Origin of the sequence: Geomicrobium sp. JCM 19039, assembly GCF_000698145.1 — a bacterium.
In the GTDB taxonomy this organism is placed as follows: Bacteria; Bacillota; Bacilli; order Bacillales; family Marinococcaceae; genus Geomicrobium_A.
In genome coordinates this window covers 58,673-84,927 of the sequence record NZ_BAXB01000006.1, presented here as the reverse complement: position 1 = coordinate 84,927, position 26,255 = coordinate 58,673, and the positions used below count along the sequence as shown (strand labels likewise).

The window sequence follows — 26,255 nt, the reverse complement described above, 5'->3', positions numbered from 1 at the left end:
AAACATTGTGTTTATTACTTATGGTAAGGGGTTCCTTTATTAATTTGAACCGCACGATAGATCTGTTCCGTTACCATTAGACGCATCAATTGATGAGGGAATGTCAACGGTGAAAACGACCACTCATAATTTGCCCGGTTTCTTACGTCTTCACTAAGCCCGAGAGAACCGCCAATTATGAATGTAAAATCGCTCGTACCATATGTTGTAAGCTGCTGAATCTTGTTAGCAAGTGCAGCAGAATCAATCATTTTTCCTTGGCGCTCTAAGGCAACAACGTATGATTGTGGTTTAATTTTATGTAGTAGCCGCTCCCCTTCTTTTTGTTTCACGTGGATCATTTCTTTGTCGCTAAGTCGCTCTGGCGCTTTCTCATCTGCCACTTCAATAATTTCAAACTTCACATCGGTTTGCAACCGCTTTTGAAACTCAGCAATTCCCGTTAGTATGTATTTTTCCTTGCATTTTCCTACAGTAAGTAATTGAATCTTCATGTTATCCACCTCTTTATCCACAATAGTTATCCACATATTCACAGCCGGAACAAGTACTCCTCTATGTAAAGGACTTTTTGTATCGATCGGGTGTGGACAACTAAAATGTTCCTCACACTTGTGTAGCTCCCCAAGAAAGCATCTCGGGGAGCTACACCAATTGATTCTATAGCATATCTTGCTGTTCACTTAGCGTAACTGTCGTTTCCATTTGTTCCCCATTCCGGTAGAACGTCACGCTCATATCATCGCCCACATCAACATCTGTATACAAATGTCTTCGTAAATCATGGGCAGCTTCAATCGGCTCTCCATCAAGTTCAACGATGACATCATATTGTTCTAGACCAGCTGCGTCTGCTGGAGAATTCGGCACGATCTCATGAATAAATACCCCTGCACCAACATCCTCTGGCAAATTCAACGTTTCCTGCCAATGATAGCTCGGAATCTCATCTAGTGAGCCAATCATAACACCCATTTCAGGACGGTGAACTTCTCCATATTGCTCAATATCTTGAATGACAGGCAGCACAATCGTCGTTGGGATTGAGAAGCCAATCCCTTCAACTTGGGCTAGCTTCATTGAATTAATGCCAATCACTTCTCCTTGGATATTGAGAAGCGCTCCCCACTGTTTCCAGGGTTAATCGCAGCATCTGTCTGTAACACTTCTGCGTTCCAATCAATTTGTCCATCCCCTGTCAAGTCAACAGGCACACTGCGTTCGGTGGCGCTAATGATCCTTGCGTGACGGTGCGGGCAAACCGTGGTCCGAGCGGATTCCCTATAGCAATCGCAGGCTCTCCAACACGAAGTTGATCGGAGTCTCCAAAATCAGCGACGGTATCCACATTCTCAGCGTCAATCGTAAGCACGGCGAGGTCGGTCCAAATATCTGAGCGACGAGCTCTGCAGGAACGCGCTGTCCTTCACTTAGCTCACTTCTAATTCATCTGAACCTTGGATAACGTGCTCGTTCGTGACAACATAAGCAAGATCGCCTTCTACTTTATAAATAACACCAGACCCTGTCCCAGCTTCGACGCCTTCTTCATTTTCAACACCGTCAGCGCCACCCCAAAAACTTGTATTTTGGAGGTTAAACACACCAACGACAGAATCTGAAACATTGTCAACAACATCTGTGACATCTGTCGTCACATCGAGGTGGACCGTATCAGAGTCTCCCGCAAAGAAGTCTTCTTCTTGATCATTTTGTTCTTCATCTTGAGCTGCACTTGACCCACCGATGTTCATCATCTGGCCAATGCTTATGATGCCTATGACAAGGGCTGCACCTAGAATAATGCCTAAAAAAATCGAACCTTTACTTTTCCTTTTTCTTGATGGGTAGTGATCATCATAATAACCCATGGCTGCTCCACCTTTCTTTCTTTGATTACTATTGTCTGACATGCCCCCCATGTCGATTTGCTAATACCGTAACGAGAAAGAAATTGTGAATTGCACAGGATGTACCATTAGTGTAACGAATCACTCAGCGAGCCGTCCAACAATTCATCCGCAATTCATTCACCATTAAACTACCCTTTTTTGTTTCATTTCAATCAAATTATACCGAGGTTCTTTCCCTATTATGACAATAAACGAAGCGGTGTCGGTGAGAAAGGGTCCGTGTCAACGAGTTGAACACCAGCATGTCCCAACGTAACCTCTTGTTCTGCCAACGTTTGCTCCACAGTCATCCTCGCCAAATCCTTCATATTATTATCGAGACTCAAATGAGCAAGGTATACATGTTTCGTTCGCTCGGTAATAATTTCAGACAACGCTAACGCACTATCTTCATTTGATACGTGGCCACGATCACCAAGAATTCTCCGTTTCACATTCCAAGGATATTTTCCCATTCGAAGCATGTTTGTATCATGGTTTGACTCAAAAACTAATGCATCAGCTTCTTTTAAAGTGCCTTTAATGCGCTCGCTCACATACCCCATATCTGTGGCAATCGCTAGTTTCTTATTTTCATGGTGAAACACAAAAAACATTGGGTCAGCTGCATCATGGGAGACGCCGAATGTTTCAATGTCCACATCTTCAAACGTTGCGATACGTCCAGTTTCTAAATGGAAACGCTGTTCAGCGTTCACGGGCCCGATGGATGACTCCATCGCTTTCCACGTCTTCTCGTTGGCATACACGGGCACGTTATACTTTCTCGCAACGATGCCGACCCCTTTAATATGATCAGTATGCTCATGACTGACAAGAATGGCATCTATATCAGAAAGGGACCGATCAATACTAAGAAAAAGCTCTTCAATTTTCTTTCCGCTTAGGCCAGCATCAATCAAAATTTTAGATTTATCTGTTTCAACGTACATAGCATTGCCAGTACTGCCGCTTGCGAGAACGCTGAATTGCATACTCATATATTCCCCACCCTATTATTCATCACTGAGCGACTCATCTGACGTGACGCGTCCACTATCGGCATTCACAATATAATAATCACCAAAAGGAGGATCCTCTTCATATACATCATCACTTGCCCGTATGCGATAGACCGGAATGTATACGGCCCTTTCACCATCTGTATTGGCACTATAATAGGCAAGCTCTACATCATGAATCGTCGCATTTCTCGTCACGACCTGTTCGTCGAATAGAGCCTCAATCGCGTCTGCCGCTGTAATTAATTCCAGCTCCTCAAATTCTTCTCTCACATCAATGTTAAGAAATTGTTGTTCTGCAACTGTAATTTCTCGACTCTCATTCACCGTAATGACGAGGTGAGCATTGCCTCCACTCCCATAGAGTGTATACCCTTCATGGTCACGGTAGAAATTCATTTCGACGTTGTCTGTGTTCTCCGCATTTGCCATTCCACCAAAGCTGTAGTACTCACCTTCTAATATTTGCTCTTCAACAAACGCGTTCACGCTACTAAACAAGCCGTCATCGACAGAAAAGTTAGAGCTAAGAATTAATGTTAATTCAAGAGATCCATCAACAATATCTTCATCCAAGTCTTCAAACCAAGAATTACCACCATAAAACTCTTCCACAATATCATAGGAAACAGGTGCTGTTTCTACAATTAGTTGTGGCAAATTCTCGTGTTCGGGTAACTCTGCATCGATGACAATATTCTCCGTCTCTACGAGCTCTTCAAATGTTTGTTCATTGTCGTTTTGCTCACTTAAAATATTTTCATACGATTGCTTATCAACGAGTTGGTAAGCGAGGAAAGTATTCAAGAACAAGAATGTCACAATGAAAATGGTTTTTGTTCTACTCCAATCCATATGAATCCTCCTCCGAACCAAAGTCGATTGGCTGCCAAACATTGTTTAACAGAACATACCATTCAGGCTCGAAACTGATCGTCTCGGTAATGCCTTGCTCTCGATGAATTGTATACCCGACACGAACGTCCGTAATTTCTTCTCGGTCTTCGCCTATACTCTCCCAAACTCTTTCACCGTGTGGCAATTGCTCAGACGAAGCAAGCTCACTTTGAAACCTTCCGAGTGTATACAAAGGCCTCGTATAATTGGATATGACTTCATTGTAACTTCTCGTCACATTGATATAGCCGTCATTTGAAGAATCCAATACCGGCACTCCGTCTTCGACGAGGCGGAAACGAGCATACTCATCTTCCTCTACATTTGTGCGGTCAGACCCATACCCGTAAAGCTGATATTTTTCTGTGAATCCTCCGTGCAAGTTTACGTAATTAATCGCATCCTGGACAATTTGGTCAGGGTTTTCCGATTGGGTGACAGGCACCGTCACATCTGTAAACTCCAAAAAGTCGTTGTTGCTGCTCACTGTCATTTGTTGAGAACTGCCAATGTAAATGCTCTGTTCGGATACTGGAATCGGCTCTTCATCGAACAATAACGGCTCAAAAGCAGCTGGCGAAATGTAGTCTGAGGTCTCAATTTCATAACTTCTGTTCGTATAATATACAGGTTCGATCGGTAAATAAAGAGGCTTATCTAAGCGCCCCCCGTGCCTCCAGCCAGTTCACTGTATACCGGGTACACATTATCCACCTCATAGTTGTATAAATAGTTGCTTCGAAATACTGATGGGTTAATGTTCACCCGAGCTTCCACAGATTCTTCGCCATCAAAGGAGAGATAACGAATGACGGTATCTTCTTGATTTTCATAGAGAATAATTCGTTCAAAAGAGGTCTCGGTATCCATTAACAGCTCTGAATCTTCATTGAGGAGCTGTTGGACCAATTCAGGTGGGATTCCAGTTGGAAAGCTCAGTTCAATAAAATCTGTGTCCGGATACAAATCCAAAGAAGAATTCGGGTTCTCAATAACTTCAAAATCTGATTGGCCATGACTGTTCAAGTCATCGAGAAGCCTCTCCGTTTCTATACTGTTATTTCCATACGTCATAAATCGTTCGTCTTCGACATGGTAAATAATGTTTGCTGGCTTAATGATGTCATCGGTTGCAGCTGTTTCACCGATACTCTCTGTTGTATATCCTCCTTCATCAAGACTTCTAGGTTCGGTTGATACGTCCATAGTTGCCAAGTAAGCAATAAACTGGAGAGGATGAGAACAATCAGCACCCCTGACTTAATTCGTTCTGTCACGAGCTCCACCCGCCTTCACTGAACGTTGTATATGGTAAACGAATGGTAATCGTCGTTCCTTTTTTCCATTCACTACTCACAGCAATCGTTCCACCGTGAGCTTCTACCATTTCCTTGGCAATCGCAAGCCCAAGACCTGTTCCACCCAAGTTACGAGCACGGGCTTTGTCAACTCGATAAAAACGCTGAAAAATCTTGTGTAAATTCTCTCTTGGTATGCCCATTCCTTCGTCTTGTACGTAGATAACAGCCCCTTCTTCTTGCAGGTCTGTACCGACCGTAATCGTCCCACCATCAGGGGAGTATTTAATCGCATTGGAAATAATGTTATCAATCACTTGTGTCATTTTGTCACGATCGATTTGAATTCGAACTGGATAAGGTGGGAGTTGGCGCTCGAACCCAATGTTTTTGTCTTTAACCATCATGTCAAATCGGTCCAACACTTCATGGAGCCAAGCGATAAGGTTATAGTCGTATTTATTAAGGTGTATATCATCACGATCCATTTTCGAAAGCTGTAACAAGTCATTTACGAGGCGAATCATCCGCTCCGTTTCCGTTTGGGCAACACCTAAGAAGCGTGGCGCAAGCTCAGGATCTTCCAGTGCACCATCTTCTAATGCTTCCATATAACTCTTTAGTGTCGTGAGTGGTGTTCTTAACTCATGAGACACATTGGAAACAAACTCACGACGCTCACTCGCAATCTTCTCTTGTTCAGTCACATCATGAAGAACGGTAATAAGCCCGGTTATCGGTCCGTCTTCATGACGAATCACGCTGAAGTTCGCTTCCAACAAATATGTGCTTTTTTCATCACTAAAATCAAGAATCATGGAATCCGAATAATCATAGAGCTTACTCGGGGTTACTTGATCCGATAGTTGTAACAAGTCGGGTAGCAGTTGACCCATCGCTTCGTCACTAGACATAGACAGAAGAATTTCAGCTTGCCGATTCAAAAGAATGATTCTCCCTAACTCATCTGTAGCAATAACCCCATCCGTCATGTGCGAAAGTACAGAGCTTAACTTCCGACGTTCACCTTCAGTTGTTGCATTCGCTTCTTTCAAACTAAGCGTTAGCGTATTAAACGACGTCGCCAACTGTCCAATTTCATCACTACCGTACACACGAACTTGTCGGCTAAAATCGCCGTCACTCATTCGTTTCGCTTGTTTTTGCATATCTAATACCGGTCGCGTAATCGTTCGCGAAAGAACGATACCGATAATGGCCGTAATCACTAGGGCAATGACCGCACTCCACGTAAAAATCGCATTGATTTCAGTCACCTGTTCATACGAGTCTTCTAGCGACGCACGAATTTGGACAACCCCGATAATTTGATCGTTGTTGCCTTCGATTTTTTCTATAATGACGCGCGTACGATCCCCGGTATCAGGATTCATATATGTTTCAGCTTGTTGCTCATGCCCAAACAATGCTCTTGAAATTTGTATGTCAGTATTCCGTTGCCCAACCAACGATTGTGCCGCTGAAGTAATGATCGTCGCATTGCTATCCACCACTTCTACATGCTCATTCGGATCCCCAAACAATAGATCAACTTGTTCATTCATTTCTTGGCGCACTTGGGTTTGAGGATCGACTTCATCATCATCGGAGCGATTTTCCGTCATAATCTCCGCCGCGTTATTCGCAAGCAGACTACCCCGATCGTCGAGGTAGTCGTTATAGTTTTGGATCGTTTGGCTTTCTAGAGAGGTCATAAACGTCGCACCGATAATTTGCGTCGCAATGAGCAGCAAAAGCACATAAATCGCAATTAACTTAAATTGGAAAGACTTAAAGAAGTTAAGGATTTTCTCCATGCAGCATTACTCCTGTTCAGGATGACGCAAATAATAACCTACACCCCGGCGTGTAATAATCCAAATGGGGTAGCTCGGGTTGTCTTCAACCTTTTCACGTAACCTCCGCACCGTCACATCGACGGTACGTACATCCCCAAAGTAGTCATATCCCCACACCGACTGTAGTAAATGTTCCCGGGTCATCACTTGTCCAATATGACGGGCCAAGTAATGGATAAGCTCAAACTCTCGGTGCGTAAGCTCGATTGGCTCACCGCGCTTTCGAACGAGATACGCTTCTGGGTCAATCGTAAGTCCGCCGATTTCCATTTCCCCGCTCTTTTGCTTATCTTGCGCAGGCGCAACTTGCAAACGGCGAATGTTCGCTTTCACACGGGCCAACAGTTCCCTCGTGCTAAATGGCTTTGTTACATAATCATCGGCGCCTAGCTCTAAACCTAACACCTTATCTATTTCTGAGTCCTTCGCTGTCAGCATAATAATTGGCATGTCATAGTTCTTCCGTACTTCTCGACACACTTCCATGCCATCGCGATTCGGCAACATAATATCAAGGAGAATGAGATCAGGCTGGAAAGTTTCGACCTTCTCCACAGCCTCATCACCATCATACGCAACCTCTACTTCAAAACCTTCTTTCTTTAAGGAAAACTCTAGTATATCTGCAATTGGTTTTTCATCATCAACCACGAGTATTTTTTCGTTCATGTCACAATCTCCCCGATTCTCGTAGATTTGTTTATTGGAGCCCCATTTATATGAACGCTTGTCTACTTATTTGTCCGTCTCTATTGTAACACAGCCATCCAAATCCCCGATAAAAAACCCTGAATCATAAGATTCAGGGTCTAGCTTAACGCTGTTTCATAAATGTCGTAAGTGATTTGATTGAATATACGAATGACAGACAATCAAATGGTGGCTCGAGACGGAATCGAACCGCCGACACGTAGATTTTCAGTCTACTGCTCTACCGACTGAGCTATCGAGCCAATTATAAATGGCGGGCCTGACGGGAATCGAACCCGCGATCTCCTGCGTGACAGGCAGGCATGTTAACCGCTACACCACAGGCCCCTATTTTGAAAAATAAGCGGCGAATCTCTTCGTCAATTTCTTTCGTTCGTTCGAGTCACGTACGGTGTACGCTCACTCACTCGCTCAATCATTTCCTCGACCTTCTTGCTTCCTTTTCAAAATCGAGTATAAAGCGGCGGATTTCTTTGTCAGCTTCCTTCCTTCACTCGAGTCGCGTACGTTGTACACTCACTTGTTCAGTCAGTTGCTTCCGCGAACTCCTTGCTTCTTTTAAATACTACTTGTTTTGAAAAATAAGCGGCGAATTCTTCAACCACTACGTTCTTATTTCGAGTTACGTACAAAGTACGCTTACTCTATTGTAAGATGAAGTTGGCAATATGTAAATGGTGAGCCATGGAGGACTCGAACCTCCGACCCTCTGATTAAAAGTCAGATGCTCTACCAGCTGAGCTAATGGCTCTCGTTTCTTATCGAAAGACAAGATTTATCTTAGCATGTCTATTTCTGTTTTGCAACGGTTTTTTTAAGTTTGTGCAGGAAATCAATGATCGACCTCGAAGGTGCGAGAAACAACCTCTTCATTCTATCATAAATTGGCGTTTCACTCGCCCCTTCATCGACTTCTTATTTGAATGGGAGGTGAACATTATCATTATGCCCGCCGCATCGGTTTCTATCCGAGTTGAAATGTTTCTGGAGTTAAGTCTTTCACTGCAGGGATTTTTTTCATTGTGCGATTAAACGTCCAAATAACCGCCACAATTAACATGATGATCCCACTAATTAGAATGACTGCATCGCTTGTGAGAATTGCTCCGACAGAACCACCGAGCAATGCCCCTACTGGAGCTATTCCCGCAGATATTCCCATGACAGCAGCCATTACGCGACCAAGCAAATGACTCGGTATCGCCGATTGGATAATGACTTGTGAACTGACATTAATAATGCCGGCAGGCAACCAAGACAAGCCGAAGAGAAGTATCGATACCCATGGGTTTGGAATCATTGTGAGCACGACCATGCAAACGCCATTAATCGAAATCACTCCGGCATACAACCGCCCTACTTTAATGCGGTCGAGCTTTAACACCGATACGAGTGCGGCTCCGACAATGACGCCAATTCCGGCAGCTGATAAAAATAACCCGTAATATTCTGGTCCACCATGTGCGGCACTGAAAGCAGGGAGAACGGCAAACATGCCCGCTCCTGCTAGATTGACGAACACAACCCCGCCGAGTAAATTCCTGAAAAATGGGTGCATTAAAACGTTGATGCCTTCTTTTAATTGGCCGATGTAGTCAGTGACCATCGCTCGTGCCGATGGTTTTTCTGAATGTTGCCTTGCCATTTTTGTGAAAGGGATGCGAAGCAGCATAAGTAACGCTGCAGATAACAGAAATGTAAGACTATTTATGTAGAAAATTGCAATCGCTCCAACAACTGCAAGCAACAAACCGGCAATCGCATTAAAGAGGGCATCGGTCCCTTGATAAGCAACCGCAAATAATGAATTTCCTTTGGTCAACTGCTCTTTTTTCAAAATTTTTGGCAATAATGAGAGCTGCGTAGGGTACAAAAATTGATTGCAAAGTGAAACAACAGGCATGACCGTTAGAACAACAGCGATCGTAAGAATGCCAAAAGCATGTGCCACAGGAACGATGAGCAGTAACACGACTTGAAGCATTTGTGTGCCTACGAGCAGACGTTTCACGTGAAATCGATCAATCATCGGTCCAAGCAGAATTTGCAAAATCGCAGGCATTTGTGTCAAGAAAAGCGCCAATCCCGTATAGAAGGATGATCCGCCAAGTTCGTAAACGAGCCACATCGCCGCGACCGAGTACAAACTGCTTCCGACGTTTGATAAACTTCGACCAAGTAACAAAATAACAAAGTTAAAATTTTTCAGAATTTGCTTCATATGAAAAAACCTCCTGAGTGATTGAATTTATTTCGTCAAAAATAATTGACCGTTCGGGTAAAATGAACGTCTATGGCTGTAAAGACATAGACGGTTTAGCTTTTCGGTGTCCAGCTCATGCTAATCGTAAACGTTTCACCTTCATCTTTGGCATATCGCTTGCGGCCTTCGTCAATGGCGTCGGATACGTGAGTAAGAAACTTTTGACGGGCTTCATCATCTCCGCGAAACGATGCGCTTTTAAACCCACTCTTTTCACCACCTGAGCCTTCAACAAAATTGAGCAATTGTTCATCAACGAGAAAGGAACTGGCCACGGGCTGATAGAATTTTTGTAAAATCCCGTTTTTCTCTTCCCGTTTCACAATATGGATAATGCCATTTTTCTCAAGTTCGTTCAGATGATAGTGAATCTTTGATCGAGACAGATCCAATTTTTCTGCAAGCTGTTGTCCGGTAATCGGTTCGATGCCAAAGTGCGTGAGTAGATGTCCTCGAAACGGATCGCTCACAGCTTTTAATTGTGCGTACTTCGTCATTATGAACACATCTTTCATTTACTCATCATGCCTTTCTCACTCCGTCAACTTTATTTGACTGTATTGTATACGATCGAAAAATACGTTGTCAAGATGTTTTCAGAAAATTCATCTGTACTACTCGCGTTATAATGATACGTGCAGAACAGGAGGACGACATATGATTCGCTTAGCACAAATGGAAGACCTTTCTGGCATTGTATCGATTGCCAAACGAGCCGTTACACAAATGAACGACGAGGGTAGTGACCAGTGGAACGATCAATACCCAACGTTAAAACACTTTGCCACTGATATTACCAATCAAGAACTCTATGTATTTGTTGAAGAGCGAATTGAAGGATTTATCGTCATAAATCAAGCATTTGCCACTGAGTACGATGAGCTCACATGGACCGATCTTCATAAAGATGCCATCACGCTGCACCGACTCGCAGTGAATCCAGATACGAGAAATCGCGGGGTGGCTGCTGCACTATTTACTTATGCTGAACACGTCGCGCTCGAGCGAGGGCACACTTCGATAAAAGTCGATACGTACTCCTTAAACACGAAAGCTATGCGATTATTTAATAAGCTCGGCTATACAAACGTTGGCAAATTGCTCACGGCAACTCGGAGCGAACCGTTTGTATACTACGAGAAAACGCTCGGACAAGCAGACGCTGTTGGAATGTAAGGCGTTAGGGGAGGCTCACACATGCTCCCCTAAATGTCTTCATAGCCGTTCGTCCGCTTGCAAGCAAAACGATAGTATGAACGTTCGATATAAATCTGCTTCTTTTGATGGACACAACAATGATGCCGGTTATGAGTGAACGCAACTTCGCTCTGACATGATAAAACGGATGCCGAAACAGCTTGTCGGCATCCGTGTCGAAGTCTCTACTACCTGTCTATAAAGAAGCCCTACTTATAGCTTTAAAGAGATATACTTTGTTTCAAGATACTCTTCAATCCCGTGGTGGCCGCCTTCTCGGCCAATACCACTTTGCTTCCAACCACCAAATGGCGCTTGCGCAGTTGAAGGGCCACCGTCATTCAATCCAACAATGCCGTACTCTAGCTCTTCTGTCAGTCTCACGGCTTTAGCGATGTCACTTGTGAACAAGTACGCAGCGAGACCATAGATCGTATCATTCGCACGTTGTATTGCTTCTTCATCGGTCTTAAATGTGGAAATCGGTGCGAGGGGCCCAAATGTTTCTTCATTCATACACGCCATCTCTTCGGTCACACCTGAAACCACGGTAGGCATCAAGTAGAGCCCGTCCTTCTTCGTTCCACCCGTAACGACGTTTGCCCCTTTTTGTTTCGCATCTTCAATATGCTCAATCACTTTATCGACCGCTTCTTCATTGATCATCGGTCCGATGTCAACTCCGTCGTCCAATCCGTAGCCGACTTTCAACTTTTCTACGCCAGCTTTCATTTTTTTCACAAATTCTTCTTCAATGGCTTCCGCGACATAAATGCGGTTTGCGCACACACACGTTTGTCCAGCATTACGGAACTTTGAAGCAATGGCCTGCTCTACAGCGTTATCAACATCAGCATCTTCGAGCACGACAATCGGCGCGTGACCGCCAAGCTCCAGTGAGATCTTTTTAATGTTCTTTGCTGCACCCTCCATTAACGTTCGTCCGACTTCTGTAGAACCGGTAAACGTCAATTTGCGCACGCGATCATCATTTTGCCATACGTTTGATATGTCGCTCGCTTTTCCTGTAATCACATTGACGACACCTTTAGGAATGCCTGCTTCTTCTGCTAAAGCCGCAAGTTTCAACGCCGTCAGCGGCGTTTCGGTTGCAGGCTTAATAATAACCGTACAGCCGACGGCAAGTGCTGGAGCAATCTTACGCGTAATCATCGCTGCCGGGAAATTCCACGGTGTAATAACGGCAACAACACCAACAGGCTGTTTTGACACGAAAATTCGTTTATTCGGTGCAGAGGCGGGAATCGTTTCCCCGTACACTCTCTTGCCTTCTTCTGCATACCATTTAATAAACGAATTGGCGTACGTAATCTCACCTCTAGATTCTTTTAGCGGCTTGCCTTGTTCTTTCGTCATCGTTCTTGCCAATTCTTCGTGATTGTCACCAATGAGCGCATGCCATTTCTCAAGCTTTGCTGACCGCTCCTCTGCGGTGAGTGCCTTCCACGGTTGTAACGCTTTTGCTGCCGCATCCACGACTGCTTCCGCTTCTTTTTGACCGCCTTTTGGAACGGTGTCAACAACTTCATTATTTGCTGGATTGATGACCTCGATTTGTTCGAGTTCGTCACCTGTCCATTCACCATTGATTAGAAATTTCATACCGTTGCCCCTCGCTTTCTTGTTGTTTGTAACGCTTTACCCTATATCACCCTAAAAAGAAACTTTAAAATAGTAGACCAACCACTCTTACTCTCAGTATAAACCAAACAGAACATTCTGACACAAAAACAACTCTATAAGAAAATACACCCCATAGACCCGTCTATGAGATGTATGTAAACGATTGTTATAATCCCCAAACACCGCGAACTTCGTTCGTTTGCGTGCGGTCAGGACCGACTGAAAATACACTGAGTGGAATGTTTGTCAGTTGCGACACACGCTCTGCGTAGTGACGGGCGTTTGCCGGTAAGTCACCTAACGTCTTCGCACCGGTAATGTCTTCGTGCCAACCAGGCATTTCTTCATAGATTGGCTTACATTTTGCCAAAATGTTCAAGCTAGCTGGGAATTCTTCAAGACGTTCCCCCTCATACTCGTACGCTGTGCAAATCTTAACTGTATCAAGACCACTCAACACATCAAGACAGTTCAAGGACAAGTCTGTAATCCCACTCACGCGTCTTGCATGGCGAACAACGACTGAGTCAAACCAGCCAACGCGGCGCGGGCGACCGGTTGTCGTCCCGTATTCGTTGCCGATGTCGCGAATGCGGTCCCCAATTTCATTCGTCAATTCTGTCGGGAACGGACCATCCCCTACGCGTGTCGTATACGCTTTTGATACACCGACAACTTTATGGATCTTTGAAGGCCCTACACCCGAACCAATCGTTACCCCTCCAGCAATTGGATTCGACGACGTCACAAATGGATACGTTCCTTGGTCAATATCGAGCATGACCTTGTGCACCTTCAAACAATACACGCTTGCCTTGATCAATGCGATCGTTCAACACGACTGACGTGTCACAAACGTACTTTGCAAGTTGTTGACCATACGCGTAATACGTATCGAGAATTTCTTCAACCGTAAACCCTTCTGTTTCATAAATCTTCTCAAGTAGACGGTTTTTTTCGACGAGGTTTCTAGAAAGTTTCTTCTCAAATTCTTCTTTTTCTAATAGATCAGCGATTCGAATCCCAACGCGCGCGGCTTTATCCATGTACGCGGGACCAATGCCTTTCTTTGTCGTACCAATCTTGCTCGCACCTTTGCTTTCTTCTTCCACAATATCTTGCTTAATATGATACGGAAGGATCACATGCGCGCGGTTGCTAATTCGAAGGTTGCTCGTATCCACACCCCGGTCTTCAAGGCCTTTCAACTCTTCCACGAGCGCTTTAGGATCAATAACCATGCCGTTTCCAATCACACACGTTTTATTTTTATAAAAAATCCCGGAAGGTACCAAGTGCAATTTATAAGTCTCTCCGCCAAACTTAATCGTATGACCGGCGTTGTTTCCCCCTTGATATCGGGCAACGACTTCCGCATTCTCCGATAAATAGTCTGTAATCTTCCCCTTGCCTTCGTCTCCCCATTGCGTGCCTACGATAACGATGGATGACAAAAGACTCACCTCTTCCAGTAGGATAATTGTTCATTATTTATACGTTTACCGAAGTTCATTTTAGCAAAATAACCCGAATAGGTCAAAGTAAATCCGAACATTAATTTATAAATACATATATTCATTCGTATTACAGCGTTGCCAGACGGATCGGCAACATAAAAAAGCGAAGAGCTGAACTCTTCGCTAAGCCCCAGGGGGCGCCATATTTTCGTCGTGCCTTCGGTCTAGGTTGACGAATTTATTGTATTCTTTAATAAACGCAAGCTCCACACTGCCTACCGGACCGTTACGTTGTTTCGCGATAATAATTTCGATCATATTCTGATTTTCTGCGTCGTGATCGTAATAGTCTTCTCGAAATAAAAAAGAAACAATATCAGCATCTTGCTCAATACTTCCTGATTCTCTCAAGTCGCTCATCATCGGTCGTTTATCCTGTCTCGATTCCACACTTCTGGATAGCTGAGATAGCGCGATGACAGGCACGTCTAGTTCTCTCGCGATTGCTTTTAAGTTCCTTGAGATCTCAGAAACTTCTTGTTGGCGGCTTTCTGTGCCACGGCCTTGGATGAGCTGTAAATAATCAATTAAGATCATCCCAAGCCCGCGCTCTTGCTTGAGTCGGCGACATTTTGCGCGAATATCAGCGACTGTAATTCCTGGGGAATCATCGATATAAATGCCTGCTCGAGAAAGGGAGCCCATCGCCATCGCCAACTTCTCCCAATCTTCTTCAATGAGTTGACCGGTACGCAGACGAGTCCCGTCAATGTTCCCTTCGGCGCAGAGCATCCGCTGTACGAGCTGGGATGCTCCCATCTCCAAACTAAAGATCGCAACATTTTCATCGCTTTTCGTTGCAATGTTTTGGGCAATGTTTAAAGCAAAAGCCGTTTTCCCCATTGACGGTCTTGCAGCAACGATAATGAGGTCACTTCTTTGAAAGCCTGCTGTCATCCGGTCCAAGTCTTGAAAACCGCTGGAGACCCCGGTGAGGGCATCCCCACGTCCTTGTAACATTTCAATGTTGTCATACGTCTCCATCAGCACATCTTTAATGGACACAAATGCGCCTGACGTTCTCCGGTTGGAGACTTCCAAAATCATGCGCTCCGCATCACTTAACACATCATCAACTTCGTGGTCGGATTCATAACCATCCGATGCAATAGAAGTCGCTGTACGAATGAGGCGGCGTAATAACGACTTTTCTTCAACGACCCGCGAATAATGAGACACGTTGGAAGCTGTCGGGACCGCATTGGCAAGGTCGGTCAAATAAGAGACGCCACCTGCTTCTTCAAGCCAATGACGATCTTGAAGCTCTGATGTTACCGTAACGAGGTCGACAGGCTCCCCTTTATCAGATAACTCAACCATCGCTTCAAAAATTCGCTGATGTGACGCCCGGTAAAAATCTTCCGGGCGCAACCGTTCTGAGGCGGCTACGAGTGACTCTTCTTCCAGAAATATTGCGCCGAGAACCGCTTGCTCAGCTTCAATATTTTGTGGTGGCAATCGGTCTTCCTGCCATTGTTCGGACACTGTAACCCCTCCTTCCTCTGTTTCTCACTTCACTTTTGTTCTTTTACGTGGATATTAACCGTAGCAATGACTTCCGGGTGAATCTTAATTGGCACTTTCGTGACGCCGAGCGTGCGAATCGGATCATTAAGTTCAATCTTTCTTTTGTCGACTTTAAAGCCTTTATTTTTCAAGGCTTCATTGATTTGCTTCGTCGAAACCGCTCCAAATAGCCGTCCACCCTCACCCGCTTTTGCCGTCATCTCAATGTCTGTCGCTTCCATTTTCTGCTTCATTTCCTCAGCAGCTTGCCTTTCTTCCTCAACCTTTTTGTCATCGCTTTGTTTCTTTGCTTTAAGGTCTTTAAGGTTGCCTGATGAGGCTTCCACTGCCAAATTATTTTTTAAGAGGAAGTTACGAGCATACCCTTCGGATACGTCTTTAACCTCGCCTTTCTTCCCTTGTCCTTTTACGTCTTGATTAAGAATGACTTTCACTTTGATGTCCCTCCTAAATATTGATCAATGGCTTCTTTAAGCATGCTTTCAGCTTCAAGAAGTGTGGTGTCGTCCATTTGTGTCGCGGCATTTGTGAGATGACCTCCACCGCCCAGCTTCTCCATAATAACCTGTACGTTCACATCTCCTAATGACCGGGCGCTTACGCTTAACCGTCCATCCGAACGATAAGAGATGACAAACGATGCCCTCACATCATTCATTGTGAGAAGTGTGTCAGCCGCTTGGGCAATGAGCACTTGATGATAGCTCTGACCCTCCTCACCACGCGCAATCGCCATGCCATTTCCATAAATCACGGAACGGGAAATGAGCTTAGACCTTTCATTATAGTTCTCTAAGTCCTCTTTTAAGAGCAATTGAACGGCTGTTGTGTCGGCACCGTTCGCTTTTAGGTAAGATGCCGCTTCAAACGTACGTGAACCTGTGCGAATGCTGAAATGCTTCGTGTCGACCATCATCCCGGCTAGCATGGCAGTCGCTTCAAGGGCGTCCATCTTCACTTTGTTCGGCTGGTATTCAAGAAGCTCGGTAACAAGTTCTGAAGCCGATGAAGCATAGGGCTCCATGTATACAAGAGCAGGATTTTCAATAAATTCCTCACCTCGACGGTGATGATCAAGCACAACGACCCGGTGCACTCGTTCCAACAACTTCGGCTCAATAACGAGCGACGGTTTGTGCGTATCCACAACAACGAGCAACGTTTGCTTTGTAAGTTGTTCTAACGCTTCAGCTGGAGAAATGAATCGCGACCATAAATATTCGTGATTTTCCACTTCATCCATGAGCTTTTGCACATCGGGGCTTACATTTTCATTGTCAACAACAATATAGGCGTCTTTATCATTCACTTCAGCCACTTTCAATACACCAATACTCGCACCAATCGCATCCATATCTGGCGTTTTATGGCCCATGACAATCACTTGGTTACTTTCCCGAACAAAATCACGTAACGCATGAGAAATTACACGTGCACGCACGCGCGTTCGTTTTTCAACGGCATTTGTTTTGCCTCCGTAGAAACGAACTTGACCACTCTTTTCCTTAATCGCCACTTGATCACCACCACGACCTAACGCAAGGTCAAGCGAAGACTGGGCGAGAGAGCCGAGTTCACGCATCGTCCGCTCTCCTGTTCCAATACCGATGCTTAGTGTGAGAGACACTTGATCTTTGGACGTTTCTTCGCGAATTTGATCAATGATTTGAAATTGATTCGTTTCAATCTCTGATAATGCACGCTGATTAAAAACAGCGACAAACCGGTCATCATCGGTACTTCGTAACAAAATATCATGTTCATTTGCCCATTGATTCAATAAGCCTACAACTTTGTTTCGTAGAGAGCTCGTTACTTGATCTTCAAGGCTTTGCGTGACTTCGTCATAATTATCGAGAAAAATAATGCCAATGACCGTTTTCTCTTCGTTGTAACGCTCTTTCGTTTCAACAGTCTCGGTCATATCAAAGAAATAGAGAAGCCGTTCATTCGGTCGCTCGTATACGTAATGCTCAAGATCACCTAGCTTTAGCCGGTGTTCCTGATTTTTATCTTCTAATAGAATGGGCAACTCTGACGAGATAATCGACAACGGCTGTCCGAGGTATTCTTCTGGCAGCAAGTCATGGATATACGGATTCACCCATTGAATGTTGTAGTTTTGATCATAAAGGATAATTCCTACTGGTAGATTCGTCACTGCCTCTTCACCGGCTCGATTTACACGGTGAGACAACGTTGAGATGTACTGTCCGAGCTCTTTTCGATAATTGGATTGGATATAATAGTACAAGACCCCAAGAAGAAGAATGACTACATATCCAACAACAGCTAGAATCCATTGGTAAAATAACAAAGCGGTAACACTGAACGTTAGTGCCACAAATAAAAGGATGGTCGGATACAAGTACCATTTATAATGTGTGACTTTGGGCAAACTGATCAACCCCTACTTCTTATCAGACTTAATGCGACTCCGCAAATCAAAACCGAGATCAATAATCCCTAGCATTCTGACAAGGAAACCAACAAATGGTACCAATAGAATCGACACTAAAATGAGAATCGGAAACGCTCTAGAAATATTCTTCACATGCGCAAAGTAGAACATGACCGCTGCACCTTGAATAATCATGGCAGCTTCAAGGATCGGAGATACATTTTGCATAAAGGTGTAAAGCCCCGACCCTGGATCACTATAACTAATTAACCTAAATACAATCCCGATCAAATATACCCAAATGAAAAATGTCGGCAAAGACCACGTACGAAGCGGGGGAAATCCAAAATTCCCTTTAACAAAACGGCGTAAAATCGGATGAGCGACAACTTGCGTTAAAAACGCAAACACAACTCCGGTAAAAATCATGATGAGCGCTGAGTATTGTGGAATCATCTGTGCCATTTCACGATATAGCGTGAGAGCTTCTTCATTTACATCAGCGCCAACAGCCGTAATCAACTGCTCCGCCGAATTCGTCGATTCAATCATAATGTCGACCATCGCTTCAAATGGATGCACTTGAAGAACGAGGTTCGAGAAAACAAAAAATACGATGATTGATAGTACATAACTTACACTACCTGCAAACAGCGTTTGAAATGGCCCTTTGCCTCGTGCATAACTCAATCCGGTCACATACCCGCCGATACCAAAAATAAGGATGGCTGGAAGTGCCAATACCGAACCGATGAGGAAACTGACGAGCGCTGCAACAACGAGCACGATCAAACCCGGTTTTGCACCGTGTCGAACCGTATAAATCATAACAGGTAATGGCAAAAACCATATGGTAAAGAGGGCAATAAGCGGTATGTATAATAGCGCGATAAGAACTGCAAACACAGCAACCATCACTGCGCCTTCAGTTAATCTGCGTGACTGATTCATTTCTTTTCGTAACCACCCATCTGCCTAACGAAGTCTTTTCTATTCGATAGCTTTCACTGATCTATTGTAGCCCATTCACCCATAAAATGAAAGGCGTGCATCTTCCGACGAAAAAGAGCCACCCTCTCCATACGATTGGAGGTGATGGCCCTTTCTTGTCATCTGCTTATACTTCTTTCGCGTAAGGAAGAAGTGCTGCTTGACGGGAACGCTTAATTGCGATTGTCAATTTACGTTGGTATTTCGCAGAAGTACCTGTTACACGGCGTGGAAGAATCTTCCCACGCTCAGATACAAACTTACGAAGCAGATCCACATCTTTGTAATCAATGCGCTTGATCTTATTTACCGTGAAATAACATACCTTTCTACGCTTGCCTCTACGACGTGCCATGTGGTCTCGCTCCTTTCATATTAGAATGGTAGATCGTCATCAGAGATATCAATCGGTTTTCCATCATTAGAAAACGGATCGTCATTTAGGTTAGATGATTGTCGTTGCGGTTCTTGGTTGTAGCCACCTTGATTGTACTGGTTTCCACCTTGGTAGCCGCCGCCTTGATCATAACGACCGCCGCCTCCAGAGTTTTGTGAGCCACGGGGCTCCAGAAACTGTACGCTCTCAGCTTGCACTTCCACAACTTTCACGCGCTTGCCTTCTTGATTTTCGAAGCTACGGCTTTGAAGACGTCCGTCAATGCCTGCTAAGCTGCCTTTTTTTAAGTAGTTCGCAACATTTTCAGCCTGTTTTCTCCAAACGACGCAACTAAAAAAATCAGCCTCCCGCTCGCCTTGTTGGTTCGTAAACGGTCGGTTAACAGCAATGCTGAAATTCGCAACCGCTACACCGTTCGGCGTATAACGAAGTTCAGGGTCGTGCGTGAGTCTGCCGACAAGTACAACGCGATTAATCATGCATAACCCTCCCTTTTATTTTGTTCTATTCAATTAGTCGTCATCTCGAACGACAAGTGTACGGATTACATCATCAGTAAGCTTTACACGACGGTCAAATTCGTTAACCGCTACAGTTTCAGCTTGTACTTTCAATATTACATAATAGCCTTCTGTGAAATCGTTGATTTCATAAGCAAGACGACGTCTTCCTTTATCATCAACAGATGTGATTTCAGCACCATTGTCAGTAAGGACTTTTTGAAAACGCTCGTTCGCCGCTTTCACAGCCTCTTCATCCAATTGTGGGCTAAGAATGTAAAGAATCTCGTAGTTACGCATTCTAGTCACCTCCCTTTGGTCTAAACGGCCCTTACATGTGTAAGAGCAAGGAGCTATAAAAAAGGGACAATCCCATTTCTTAACTCGCAATATCCTATTTTAGCAGGAAAAGGTGGAATACACAAGAGGGAATTAGACTGGCGCTATGGGGTTTGTGTCGTCATTGACGAAGCAGGGTGTTTTTATTTCGTGGGGGTTGCAGTGTTTTCGGGTTGATCGTTGTGGAGGGCGGGGGCTAAGTTATATTGTGATCCTGATCTGATCATCTACTTCCAATAACCGTACTTTGGAACCAGATAACCTTTGTTTGGAATCAGATTTCTTGAAATTACCTAAATGGGTGCTATTTTGGTTCCAAACAAAGGTACTTTGGAAGCAAAATCATGTTTTTGGAAGCTGAATTACATATTCCTTGCTTCTTCTAATTCCAGAACTCCGATCGGAGACTTCCTTCAATAATCTCTGCACGTAATGACGGTGGTCAAGTTGTAAAAAACTCCTTGCATCTCGGTTCGTAATGATAGGGCTAATAAGCATTGCATAATCAAGCAAACTTTGGACGTAAGGTCGACGATCTTTCACTCCACAACTATTGCATATCCAATAAACATTGTTTATTTGCCGAATTATGTTGTAGCTATAACAATCTCGACAGTAGACTCCTCTTTGCAGAGTTTTGATCGCCAGTCCTTTTTGCGTAAGTGGCTAAACCATGCCGGTGTATGGTGCTGCATCATCACATGGGCAAGCCGGTACACTTCTTTTACTGGGATCTGGTCAAGACTGGGGTGATAATTCAACTCTTTCATTTTGGACAAAACGGCGTCGCCGCGCCAAACGCGTTCGCGAATGGTTGTTTTACACACCTCTGATACACTTAAAATTGTCTTGTTTGATGTGAAAACGACGCGGCTGAATACTGGGAAATGAGCGGGTAAGTTGTGGAATTCAAGAAAGGTTTTTAAGAGGCGTTCTTGACGTAGACACTGCTCAAGGGGGTTCGAGAAAATCTCAACATTTTTGTCTTCGCGCGTGAATTGGTCATGGTCGCCAAAATGAACGAGTCCATGAATGTGTTTGACTTCGAGGATGAGCACATAGCGAGTGGTGAGCACGTCGACATCCATTTGATATGCAGATTCGTCTACGAGGCGTACGTTATGGAGCAACAAATGAGTCTGAGCACTACCTGCCAAACTTTGCAGGTAAAAAAACAGCTGCTTTTCTCCGGCAAAACCTGCCTGCGCGCGCCGAAGTTTTCCTTCTACCTCCTGAACAGTGCGGGCGTCACCTGGCGGCACCCTGCGAGATAATGCTTCTAAAATCCAAACTTGTTCAGGCTTACGCAGTTCTTTCACAATATCAATCATAAATCCCCTCCTTTATACCTAATTTAGTTCGCCAATGTGAGACATTTTCCTGCAACGATAAAAAATTATTAGTTACGCTCACATAAACGATGCAATCTATTACTGAGATCCTTCATATTTCCGCCATTTAATGCTGCTCACGCAATCGATTGCGTGAGCAAGTTGAGTACGTGGCTGTTTTAGAAGAATCGATCGTTTCACTCTTTACGTTCGGTTGCTGTTCATTGTAAACGAAATGCGATGACACTGAGTAAGATTGGCAAAACAAGACCCAAGGCGGCGGCCTATAGCACAGAAATCTTTCCATGGAATCTGATATGGTGGGATTTTCATTGTCTTACGAGGTATATAGTTGAAAATCTTACCTTAGAAACTGGAAATCTTACCATAGTAAGGCCAATGGGAAGATTTTAGCCGAATAAGCGATCCAATCTGTGGAAATCTGCCCATAGCCAGCACTTATCCGATTGCCCCTATATACCCTTCATGTTAACAAGTAAATTAATCATTTCCTCCTTCAAAAATTTCATAGCCGCTTCCCCCACCTACGCCTCTCTTTAAACGTCTTTTTTTAGCCACCCCAAAAAATTTATTGACTTTTTCAAAACCTCCATATATCTTTAAGATACATATCTCAAAGATATATGGAGGTGGCTAGTGAAAACGGAAACGAAATGGATCATTCTTGGCATTTTGACGACTGGCTGTCAAACCGGTTACGAGATCAAAAACTTGATGGATGCGAGCTTTCAACATTTTTGGAAAATGAGTTATGGGCAAATTTATCCTGCATTAAAAGTACTTGTCGAGGAGGGGTATGCGACGCAATCGGTTGTGAGAACTGAAGGCGCCCCGGAAAAGAAACAATACACGATCACACTTGCAGGCAGGCGCATGCTTCATCGGTGGCTCGAGACGCGATTCATGATACAAGTGTCGTGAAAAACGAATTGCTCGTAAAATTGTTTTTTGGAACCGAAATGACGAGGAAGCAGGCAGTCGCTCATTTAGAGGAGCAGGCGGAGCTTCTACAAGCAAAACTAGACGTTTATGAACAAATTGAAACGAATATTTGCAACAACGACGAATCAGAATTTTGGCTGTACACCTTAAATTACGGCAAAGAAATAGCACAAGCTGAACTACTCTGGTGTCAAAAAACAAAGGAGGATATTAAATGCAAAAGCGAGTAACGGCAGATCATGACGGGGACATCGTCGTATTTATTATCGGGATGAGGGTAAATAAATGGTGGAATATAAAAAGCTGGTGGCCCGTATTCATGGCGATGCCACCAATGATGAAAGAATTGTATACTGACCGTTCCCTTGGCTTCTTGTCTCATGACACAGCCGTCAGCGGGCGCACCATTGTGTTGACACAATATTGGGAAAGCACCGATCAGCTACTTGATTATGCCCACGGACACACTCATAAAAGTGCTTGGATTGATTTCTACAAAAAAGTCGCCAAAAGCGAAGCTGTCGGTGTGTTTCATGAGACGTATGACGTGCGGGCAGGCGCATACGAATCCGTGTATTCGCGCATGGGCAAACCCCGTGGTATCGTCAAAGCGACTGCTGCACGCTCACTCGCTGACGATTCTTCCGCAAAAGCGCGTCTCCATTATTCTTGATTTAGAATGTTCTCTTTCATTTTCGCCAACGCTTGTTTCGTCGATGGTGTTAACTGTTCAGGCGTGAGCACATCGTAGAAATACAAATAAGAGTAGATGCGCCGATATGATAAGAAAAAATCAATCCACTGCTCCACATCTTCACTCATGTGTGTTTCCATACGGTACCCTTTTAAGAAATGGGTCTTGAAAAACTGTCGGTATGTGGTGGCATCGGTGGCGTGGTAAATGGGAATCGCCACATCATAGGCGAACCAACTTAGGCGAAGGTCACCAAAATCAAGAACCGTCATCCCGCCGTCACGGATGAGCACGTTCTCATGATGTAAGTCATGATGCACAAGTCCATACACACTGGCATCTTTAGGAAGCTTCTGCAACTTTTCCATATAACATTGCCATTTTTGTTGGATCTCTTGATTAATGCCGGTCGTAAACTGTCGGTGCGAAATATCATGATCCCATGCTAGCGGATATGACTGAAACGCTTTTGTATGCCTCTTTGCGATTTCATGTAACCTCCCGAGCACTCGCCCAAACTGTTGAATTTGTAGCGGTTTCTGTTCAAGTCCTTCGAGCGGCTCTCCCGATACAAACTGTGTGGCCATTACGTACAAGTGCTCCACCGTTTCAACCGTCATGCCATTCATTGAACGAATCGGTTTTGGCGTACGCACACCCTCTTTATGCACAAGCTCCATGACATAGGCCTGCCTACGTAGAGCGTCCACGTCTTCACTGTCTTTTTTTAAAAATTTTAACACGATACCATTTTGACGACTTAAAAACACATTGTTGTGAAACCCTCCGATACATCGCCAATGATCAGGACTCGCACCAAACAACCGGGCGGAATGTTCAATTATTCTGACATTCATAAGCGCCCCAGCGAGTCAACTGTTCCACTTCTGACCACAAACATTCAAGCTCACGGACGGCCTCTTGTAACGGAAGCGTGTACAACGAGGCCAGTCGCTCTTCAAAACCGTCTGGCTTTCTTGTCATTTCCTTTATGATTAGTGAATTCCACTTGAAATACGGATGCTCAACATAACGGCCGTTGACAGCATATACAAGCGCCAACATTTGGCGCTGAACATCCCCCATTGCTTGCCGTAACACAAACCAATCCCCTCGTTGCAGGAGCGCATCGCGATGGTTCCACGTATTTGAAAGCTTGCTAAAACGGGCGATCATCGCGTTTTTCAACCCTTCTGGGTAGCACATCACACGCTGTTGCAAATGATGAAACCATTCCTCATTTCCAATTGCAACACCGTCTTGAATACTAGAAATAAGCCATTGTTTATCGATGGCAGGATCATACTGGACAAGCACGTCCTCAACCGTTTGCATCGCGTATTCTGTTAAGTAATGACTCATCTCAATCTTCAGTCCGTTTATTTCGTAACTTTCTGACCATTCATTTTCTTCAAATGGATAGAACTCTAGTAACGTCCCTTTATGCACATCGATCAGCTTTAACCGGTCATCGTCTGAAGGTGGTCTTTTCCAGAGTACATTGAGTTCAAGATCTGAATCTTCGTCTGCTCTACCTCTAGCCACCGATCCCCCAACGAGCAGAAGCTCAGCATGAGGGAGGTGCGTATCGTACGTATCGGCAATCGCTTTTGCTACTTTCATAAACGTTTCCATCATAACCTCCAATTAAATAAACCAAAAACCATCATTACGATGGTTTTGGTGAGCATATTTACACGTTAAAGCGGAAATGAACGACATCGCCATCGACGACGACGTATTCTTTTCCTTCGAGTCGTACTTTTCCAGCGTCTTTTGCTTTCGTCATCGTGCCTAATGCTTTTAAGTCTTCATATGCGACGACTTCCGCTCGAATAAAGCCACGCTCAAAATCAGTATGAATGACACCTGCCGCTTGTGGCGCTTTCGTACCTTGCGAATGGTCCAAGCGCGAACTTCTTGCTCGCCGGCTGTGAAATATGTGGCGAGTCCAAGAAGTGCATAAGCCGCTCGAATTAAACGATCCAGCCCCGCTTCTTCAATGCCGAGGTCTTCGAGGAAACTTTGTCGGTCTTCCCCTTCAAGCTCCGCCACTTCTGCTTCAATGCTTGCGCAAATTGAAATGACTTCTGAATTTTCTTCAGCTGCTCGTTCCTTCACCTTCGCGACGTAGTGATTGTCAGATCCGGCAAGTAAATCTTCTTCACTCACATTTGCGACATACAAAACAGGTTTCAATGTTAAAAGTTGAAAGCCTTTTGCCATTTTACGCTCATCATCGTCTAAATCAACTGAACGCGCTGGCTTTTCGTCTTCTAATGCACTCACAATCTTTTGGAGTACGGCTTGTTCTTGAAGTGCCACTTTATCTTTTGTTTTTGCGAGCTTATTTACCTTTTCTAGCCTTTTGCTACGGTTTCAAGGTCAGCTAGAACGAGTTCTAAGTTAATGATTTCCATGTCACGAAGCGGGTCAACACTGCCGGATACGTGCGTAATGTCATCATCATCAAAACAGCGGACAACGTGGGTAATTGCGTCTACTTCACGAATATGAGAAAGAAACTTGTTCCCAAGCCCTTCTCCTTTGCTCGCCCCTTCAACAATACCTGCAATATCGGTAAATTCAAATGTTGTCGGTACCGTTTTCTTCGGGTTCACAAGTTCAGTTAAGACGTGCAAGCGCTCGTCCGGCACTTCAACAATCCCGACGTTAGGATCGATCGTTGCAAACGGGTAGTTTGCCGCTTCTGCCCCCGCTTGTGTAATTGCATTAAAGAGCGTCGACTTGCCGACATTCGGCAAGCCGACGATGCCTGTAGTTAAAGCCATCGTACTGCCACTTCCTCTCAG

The 26,255-nt window shown here is 44.4% G+C and carries 22 protein-coding genes, 3 tRNA genes and 5 pseudogenes; 4 read left to right on the top strand and 26 right to left on the bottom strand.

Annotated features, from left to right (window positions below; genetic code table 11):
• Positions 1-14: 14 nt before the first annotated feature.
• The 13 genes and pseudogenes from rlmH to JCM19039_RS21805 all read right to left on the bottom strand — a co-directional run bounded on the left by rlmH (position 15) and on the right by JCM19039_RS21805 (position 10,439).
• Positions 15-494 (bottom strand): 23S rRNA (pseudouridine(1915)-N(3))-methyltransferase RlmH, encoded by a 480-nt coding sequence (gene rlmH, locus JCM19039_RS08015; protein WP_042425784.1) that lies wholly within the window; start codon positions 492-494, stop codon positions 15-17.
• Positions 495-660: 166 nt separating this feature from the next.
• A pseudogene (locus JCM19039_RS08010) lies at positions 661-1,871 on the bottom strand (S1C family serine protease).
• A gap of 221 nt (positions 1,872-2,092) precedes the next feature.
• Positions 2,093-2,893 (bottom strand): MBL fold metallo-hydrolase, encoded by an 801-nt coding sequence (locus JCM19039_RS08005; RefSeq protein WP_042425781.1) that lies wholly within the window; start codon positions 2,891-2,893, stop codon positions 2,093-2,095.
• A 15-nt stretch (positions 2,894-2,908) separates the two neighbouring features.
• Positions 2,909-3,769 carry a two-component system regulatory protein YycI gene (yycI, locus tag JCM19039_RS08000; RefSeq protein ID WP_042425777.1) on the bottom strand — a complete coding sequence of 287 codons (861 nt, stop codon included), beginning with the start codon at positions 3,767-3,769 and terminating at the stop codon, positions 2,909-2,911.
• Positions 3,756-4,451: pseudogene (yycH, locus tag JCM19039_RS26425) on the bottom strand (two-component system activity regulator YycH); the annotation flags it as partial. The pseudogene yycH (JCM19039_RS26425) and the gene yycI, both read right to left, overlap by 14 nt.
• Before the next feature lie 17 nt (positions 4,452-4,468).
• Positions 4,469-5,064: pseudogene (gene yycH / locus JCM19039_RS26420) on the bottom strand (two-component system activity regulator YycH).
• Positions 5,065-5,084: 20 nt separating this feature from the next.
• Complete coding sequence (gene walK / locus JCM19039_RS07985) at positions 5,085-6,926, bottom strand: cell wall metabolism sensor histidine kinase WalK (RefSeq protein WP_042425768.1); 1,842 nt, start codon at positions 6,924-6,926, stop codon at positions 5,085-5,087.
• 6 nt (positions 6,927-6,932) lie between these two features.
• Positions 6,933-7,637 carry a response regulator YycF gene (gene yycF / locus JCM19039_RS07980; RefSeq protein ID WP_042425765.1) on the bottom strand — a complete coding sequence of 235 codons (705 nt, stop codon included), beginning with the start codon at positions 7,635-7,637 and terminating at the stop codon, positions 6,933-6,935.
• Positions 7,638-7,845: 208 nt separating this feature from the next.
• A tRNA-Phe gene (locus JCM19039_RS07975) sits at positions 7,846-7,921 on the bottom strand.
• A gap of 9 nt (positions 7,922-7,930) precedes the next feature.
• Positions 7,931-8,006 (bottom strand) — tRNA-Asp (locus tag JCM19039_RS07970).
• A 348-nt stretch (positions 8,007-8,354) separates the two neighbouring features.
• Positions 8,355-8,430, bottom strand: a tRNA-Lys gene (locus JCM19039_RS07965).
• 213 nt (positions 8,431-8,643) lie between these two features.
• The gene (locus JCM19039_RS07960) at positions 8,644-9,900 is read right to left on the bottom strand and encodes an MFS transporter (protein WP_042425762.1); all 1,257 of its coding nucleotides are present in this window, start codon (positions 9,898-9,900) and stop codon (positions 8,644-8,646) included.
• 95 nt (positions 9,901-9,995) lie between these two features.
• The gene (locus tag JCM19039_RS21805; RefSeq protein WP_052398611.1) at positions 9,996-10,439 is read right to left on the bottom strand and encodes a winged helix-turn-helix domain-containing protein; all 444 of its coding nucleotides are present in this window, start codon (positions 10,437-10,439) and stop codon (positions 9,996-9,998) included.
• 160 nt (positions 10,440-10,599) lie between these two features.
• On the opposite strand from JCM19039_RS21805, the gene JCM19039_RS07950 reads away from it, so the two are divergent.
• The gene (locus tag JCM19039_RS07950) at positions 10,600-11,118 is read left to right on the top strand and encodes a GNAT family N-acetyltransferase (protein ID WP_042425757.1); all 519 of its coding nucleotides are present in this window, start codon (positions 10,600-10,602) and stop codon (positions 11,116-11,118) included.
• Positions 11,119-11,352: 234 nt separating this feature from the next.
• Here JCM19039_RS07950 and JCM19039_RS07945 read toward each other — a convergent pair whose 3' ends face one another.
• The 10 genes and pseudogenes from JCM19039_RS07945 to JCM19039_RS07900 form a co-directional block, all read right to left on the bottom strand.
• Positions 11,353-12,762 (bottom strand): NAD-dependent succinate-semialdehyde dehydrogenase, encoded by a 1,410-nt coding sequence (locus JCM19039_RS07945; RefSeq protein WP_042425755.1) that lies wholly within the window; start codon positions 12,760-12,762, stop codon positions 11,353-11,355.
• Positions 12,763-12,949: 187 nt separating this feature from the next.
• A pseudogene (locus JCM19039_RS07940) lies at positions 12,950-14,237 on the bottom strand (adenylosuccinate synthase).
• Positions 14,238-14,423: 186 nt separating this feature from the next.
• Positions 14,424-15,785, bottom strand: a complete 1,362-nt coding sequence (dnaB, locus tag JCM19039_RS07935; RefSeq protein ID WP_042425752.1) for a replicative DNA helicase — start codon at positions 15,783-15,785, stop codon at positions 14,424-14,426.
• Positions 15,786-15,814: 29 nt separating this feature from the next.
• Positions 15,815-16,261, bottom strand: a complete 447-nt coding sequence (rplI, locus tag JCM19039_RS07930) for a 50S ribosomal protein L9 (protein WP_042425750.1) — start codon at positions 16,259-16,261, stop codon at positions 15,815-15,817.
• A complete protein-coding gene (locus JCM19039_RS07925) occupies positions 16,258-18,225 on the bottom strand; it encodes a DHH family phosphoesterase (protein ID WP_042425747.1) in 1,968 nt (655 codons plus the stop codon). The genes rplI and JCM19039_RS07925 overlap by 4 nt, the downstream gene beginning before the upstream one ends.
• A gap of 12 nt (positions 18,226-18,237) precedes the next feature.
• On the bottom strand, positions 18,238-19,179 hold the full coding sequence (locus tag JCM19039_RS07920) for a YybS family protein (protein WP_042425744.1): 942 nt from the start codon (positions 19,177-19,179) through the stop codon (positions 18,238-18,240).
• A gap of 166 nt (positions 19,180-19,345) precedes the next feature.
• Entirely contained in the window at positions 19,346-19,573 is a 228-nt protein-coding gene (gene rpsR, locus JCM19039_RS07915; protein ID WP_042399576.1) for a 30S ribosomal protein S18, read from the bottom strand.
• Positions 19,574-19,593: 20 nt separating this feature from the next.
• Positions 19,594-20,094 carry a single-stranded DNA-binding protein gene (gene ssb / locus JCM19039_RS07910; protein WP_042425742.1) on the bottom strand — a complete coding sequence of 167 codons (501 nt, stop codon included), beginning with the start codon at positions 20,092-20,094 and terminating at the stop codon, positions 19,594-19,596.
• 33 nt (positions 20,095-20,127) lie between these two features.
• Positions 20,128-20,415, bottom strand: a complete 288-nt coding sequence (rpsF, locus tag JCM19039_RS07905; protein WP_042399573.1) for a 30S ribosomal protein S6 — start codon at positions 20,413-20,415, stop codon at positions 20,128-20,130.
• Positions 20,416-21,041: 626 nt separating this feature from the next.
• Positions 21,042-21,785 carry a nuclease-related domain-containing protein gene (locus tag JCM19039_RS07900; RefSeq protein ID WP_042425740.1) on the bottom strand — a complete coding sequence of 248 codons (744 nt, stop codon included), beginning with the start codon at positions 21,783-21,785 and terminating at the stop codon, positions 21,042-21,044.
• Between the two features lie 657 nt (positions 21,786-22,442).
• Here JCM19039_RS07900 and JCM19039_RS21800 point away from each other — a divergent pair.
• Genes JCM19039_RS21800 through JCM19039_RS07890 form a run of 3 tightly spaced genes read left to right on the top strand, consistent with a single transcriptional unit; the run spans position 22,443 to position 23,421 of the window.
• Positions 22,443-22,727, top strand: a complete 285-nt coding sequence (locus JCM19039_RS21800; protein WP_052398609.1) for a PadR family transcriptional regulator — start codon at positions 22,443-22,445, stop codon at positions 22,725-22,727.
• Positions 22,691-22,978, top strand: coding sequence for a hypothetical protein (locus JCM19039_RS21795; protein WP_193744175.1), 288 nt, complete (start codon positions 22,691-22,693; stop codon positions 22,976-22,978). The genes JCM19039_RS21800 and JCM19039_RS21795 overlap by 37 nt, the downstream gene beginning before the upstream one ends.
• Positions 22,963-23,421: a DUF4188 domain-containing protein gene (locus JCM19039_RS07890; RefSeq protein WP_042425737.1), complete on the top strand. Its 459-nt coding sequence runs from the start codon at positions 22,963-22,965 to the stop codon at positions 23,419-23,421. Before JCM19039_RS21795 ends, JCM19039_RS07890 begins: the two co-directional genes overlap by 16 nt.
• Here the strand turns inward: JCM19039_RS07890 and JCM19039_RS07885 are convergent.
• The 3 genes and pseudogenes from JCM19039_RS07885 to ychF all read right to left on the bottom strand — a co-directional run bounded on the left by JCM19039_RS07885 (position 23,412) and on the right by ychF (position 26,234).
• Positions 23,412-24,299, bottom strand: a complete 888-nt coding sequence (locus tag JCM19039_RS07885; RefSeq protein ID WP_042425735.1) for a phosphotransferase enzyme family protein — start codon at positions 24,297-24,299, stop codon at positions 23,412-23,414. The two genes, JCM19039_RS07890 and JCM19039_RS07885, sit on opposite strands and share 10 nt — an antisense overlap.
• The gene (locus JCM19039_RS07880; RefSeq protein ID WP_052398607.1) at positions 24,280-25,077 is read right to left on the bottom strand and encodes a DUF4037 domain-containing protein; all 798 of its coding nucleotides are present in this window, start codon (positions 25,075-25,077) and stop codon (positions 24,280-24,282) included. The genes JCM19039_RS07885 and JCM19039_RS07880 overlap by 20 nt, the downstream gene beginning before the upstream one ends.
• Positions 25,078-25,135: 58 nt before the next feature.
• A pseudogene (ychF, locus tag JCM19039_RS07875) lies at positions 25,136-26,234 on the bottom strand (redox-regulated ATPase YchF).
• Between the last annotated feature and the right edge of the window lie 21 nt (positions 26,235-26,255).

Bases quoted from the DNA above. Each gene is read 5' to 3' on its own strand.
- JCM19039_RS07920 (WP_042425744.1), bottom strand. From the start codon at position 19,179: ATGAATCAGTCACGCAGATTAACTGAAGGCGCAGTGATGGTTGCTGTG.
- JCM19039_RS07900 (WP_042425740.1), bottom strand. From the start codon at position 21,785: ATGATTGATATTGTGAAAGAACTGCGTAAGCCTGAACAAGTTTGGATT.
- yycF (WP_042425765.1), bottom strand. From the start codon at position 7,637: ATGAACGAAAAAATACTCGTGGTTGATGATGAAAAACCAATTGCAGAT.
- JCM19039_RS07960 (WP_042425762.1), bottom strand. From the start codon at position 9,900: ATGAAGCAAATTCTGAAAAATTTTAACTTTGTTATTTTGTTACTTGGT.
- walK (WP_042425768.1), bottom strand. From the start codon at position 6,926: ATGGAGAAAATCCTTAACTTCTTTAAGTCTTTCCAATTTAAGTTAATT.
- JCM19039_RS07950 (WP_042425757.1), top strand. From the start codon at position 10,600: ATGATTCGCTTAGCACAAATGGAAGACCTTTCTGGCATTGTATCGATT.
- rpsF (WP_042399573.1), bottom strand. From the start codon at position 20,415: ATGCGTAACTACGAGATTCTTTACATTCTTAGCCCACAATTGGATGAA.
- rlmH (WP_042425784.1), bottom strand. From the start codon at position 494: ATGAAGATTCAATTACTTACTGTAGGAAAATGCAAGGAAAAATACATA.
- JCM19039_RS08005 (WP_042425781.1), bottom strand. From the start codon at position 2,893: ATGAGTATGCAATTCAGCGTTCTCGCAAGCGGCAGTACTGGCAATGCT.
- JCM19039_RS07880 (WP_052398607.1), bottom strand. From the start codon at position 25,077: ATGGAAACGTTTATGAAAGTAGCAAAAGCGATTGCCGATACGTACGAT.
- JCM19039_RS07885 (WP_042425735.1), bottom strand. From the start codon at position 24,299: ATGAATGTCAGAATAATTGAACATTCCGCCCGGTTGTTTGGTGCGAGT.
- rpsR (WP_042399576.1), bottom strand. From the start codon at position 19,573: ATGGCACGTCGTAGAGGCAAGCGTAGAAAGGTATGTTATTTCACGGTA.
- ssb (WP_042425742.1), bottom strand. From the start codon at position 20,094: ATGATTAATCGCGTTGTACTTGTCGGCAGACTCACGCACGACCCTGAA.
- JCM19039_RS07945 (WP_042425755.1), bottom strand. From the start codon at position 12,762: ATGAAATTTCTAATCAATGGTGAATGGACAGGTGACGAACTCGAACAA.
- JCM19039_RS21805 (WP_052398611.1), bottom strand. From the start codon at position 10,439: ATGACGAAGTACGCACAATTAAAAGCTGTGAGCGATCCGTTTCGAGGA.
- yycI (WP_042425777.1), bottom strand. From the start codon at position 3,769: ATGGATTGGAGTAGAACAAAAACCATTTTCATTGTGACATTCTTGTTC.
- JCM19039_RS07890 (WP_042425737.1), top strand. From the start codon at position 22,963: ATGCAAAAGCGAGTAACGGCAGATCATGACGGGGACATCGTCGTATTT.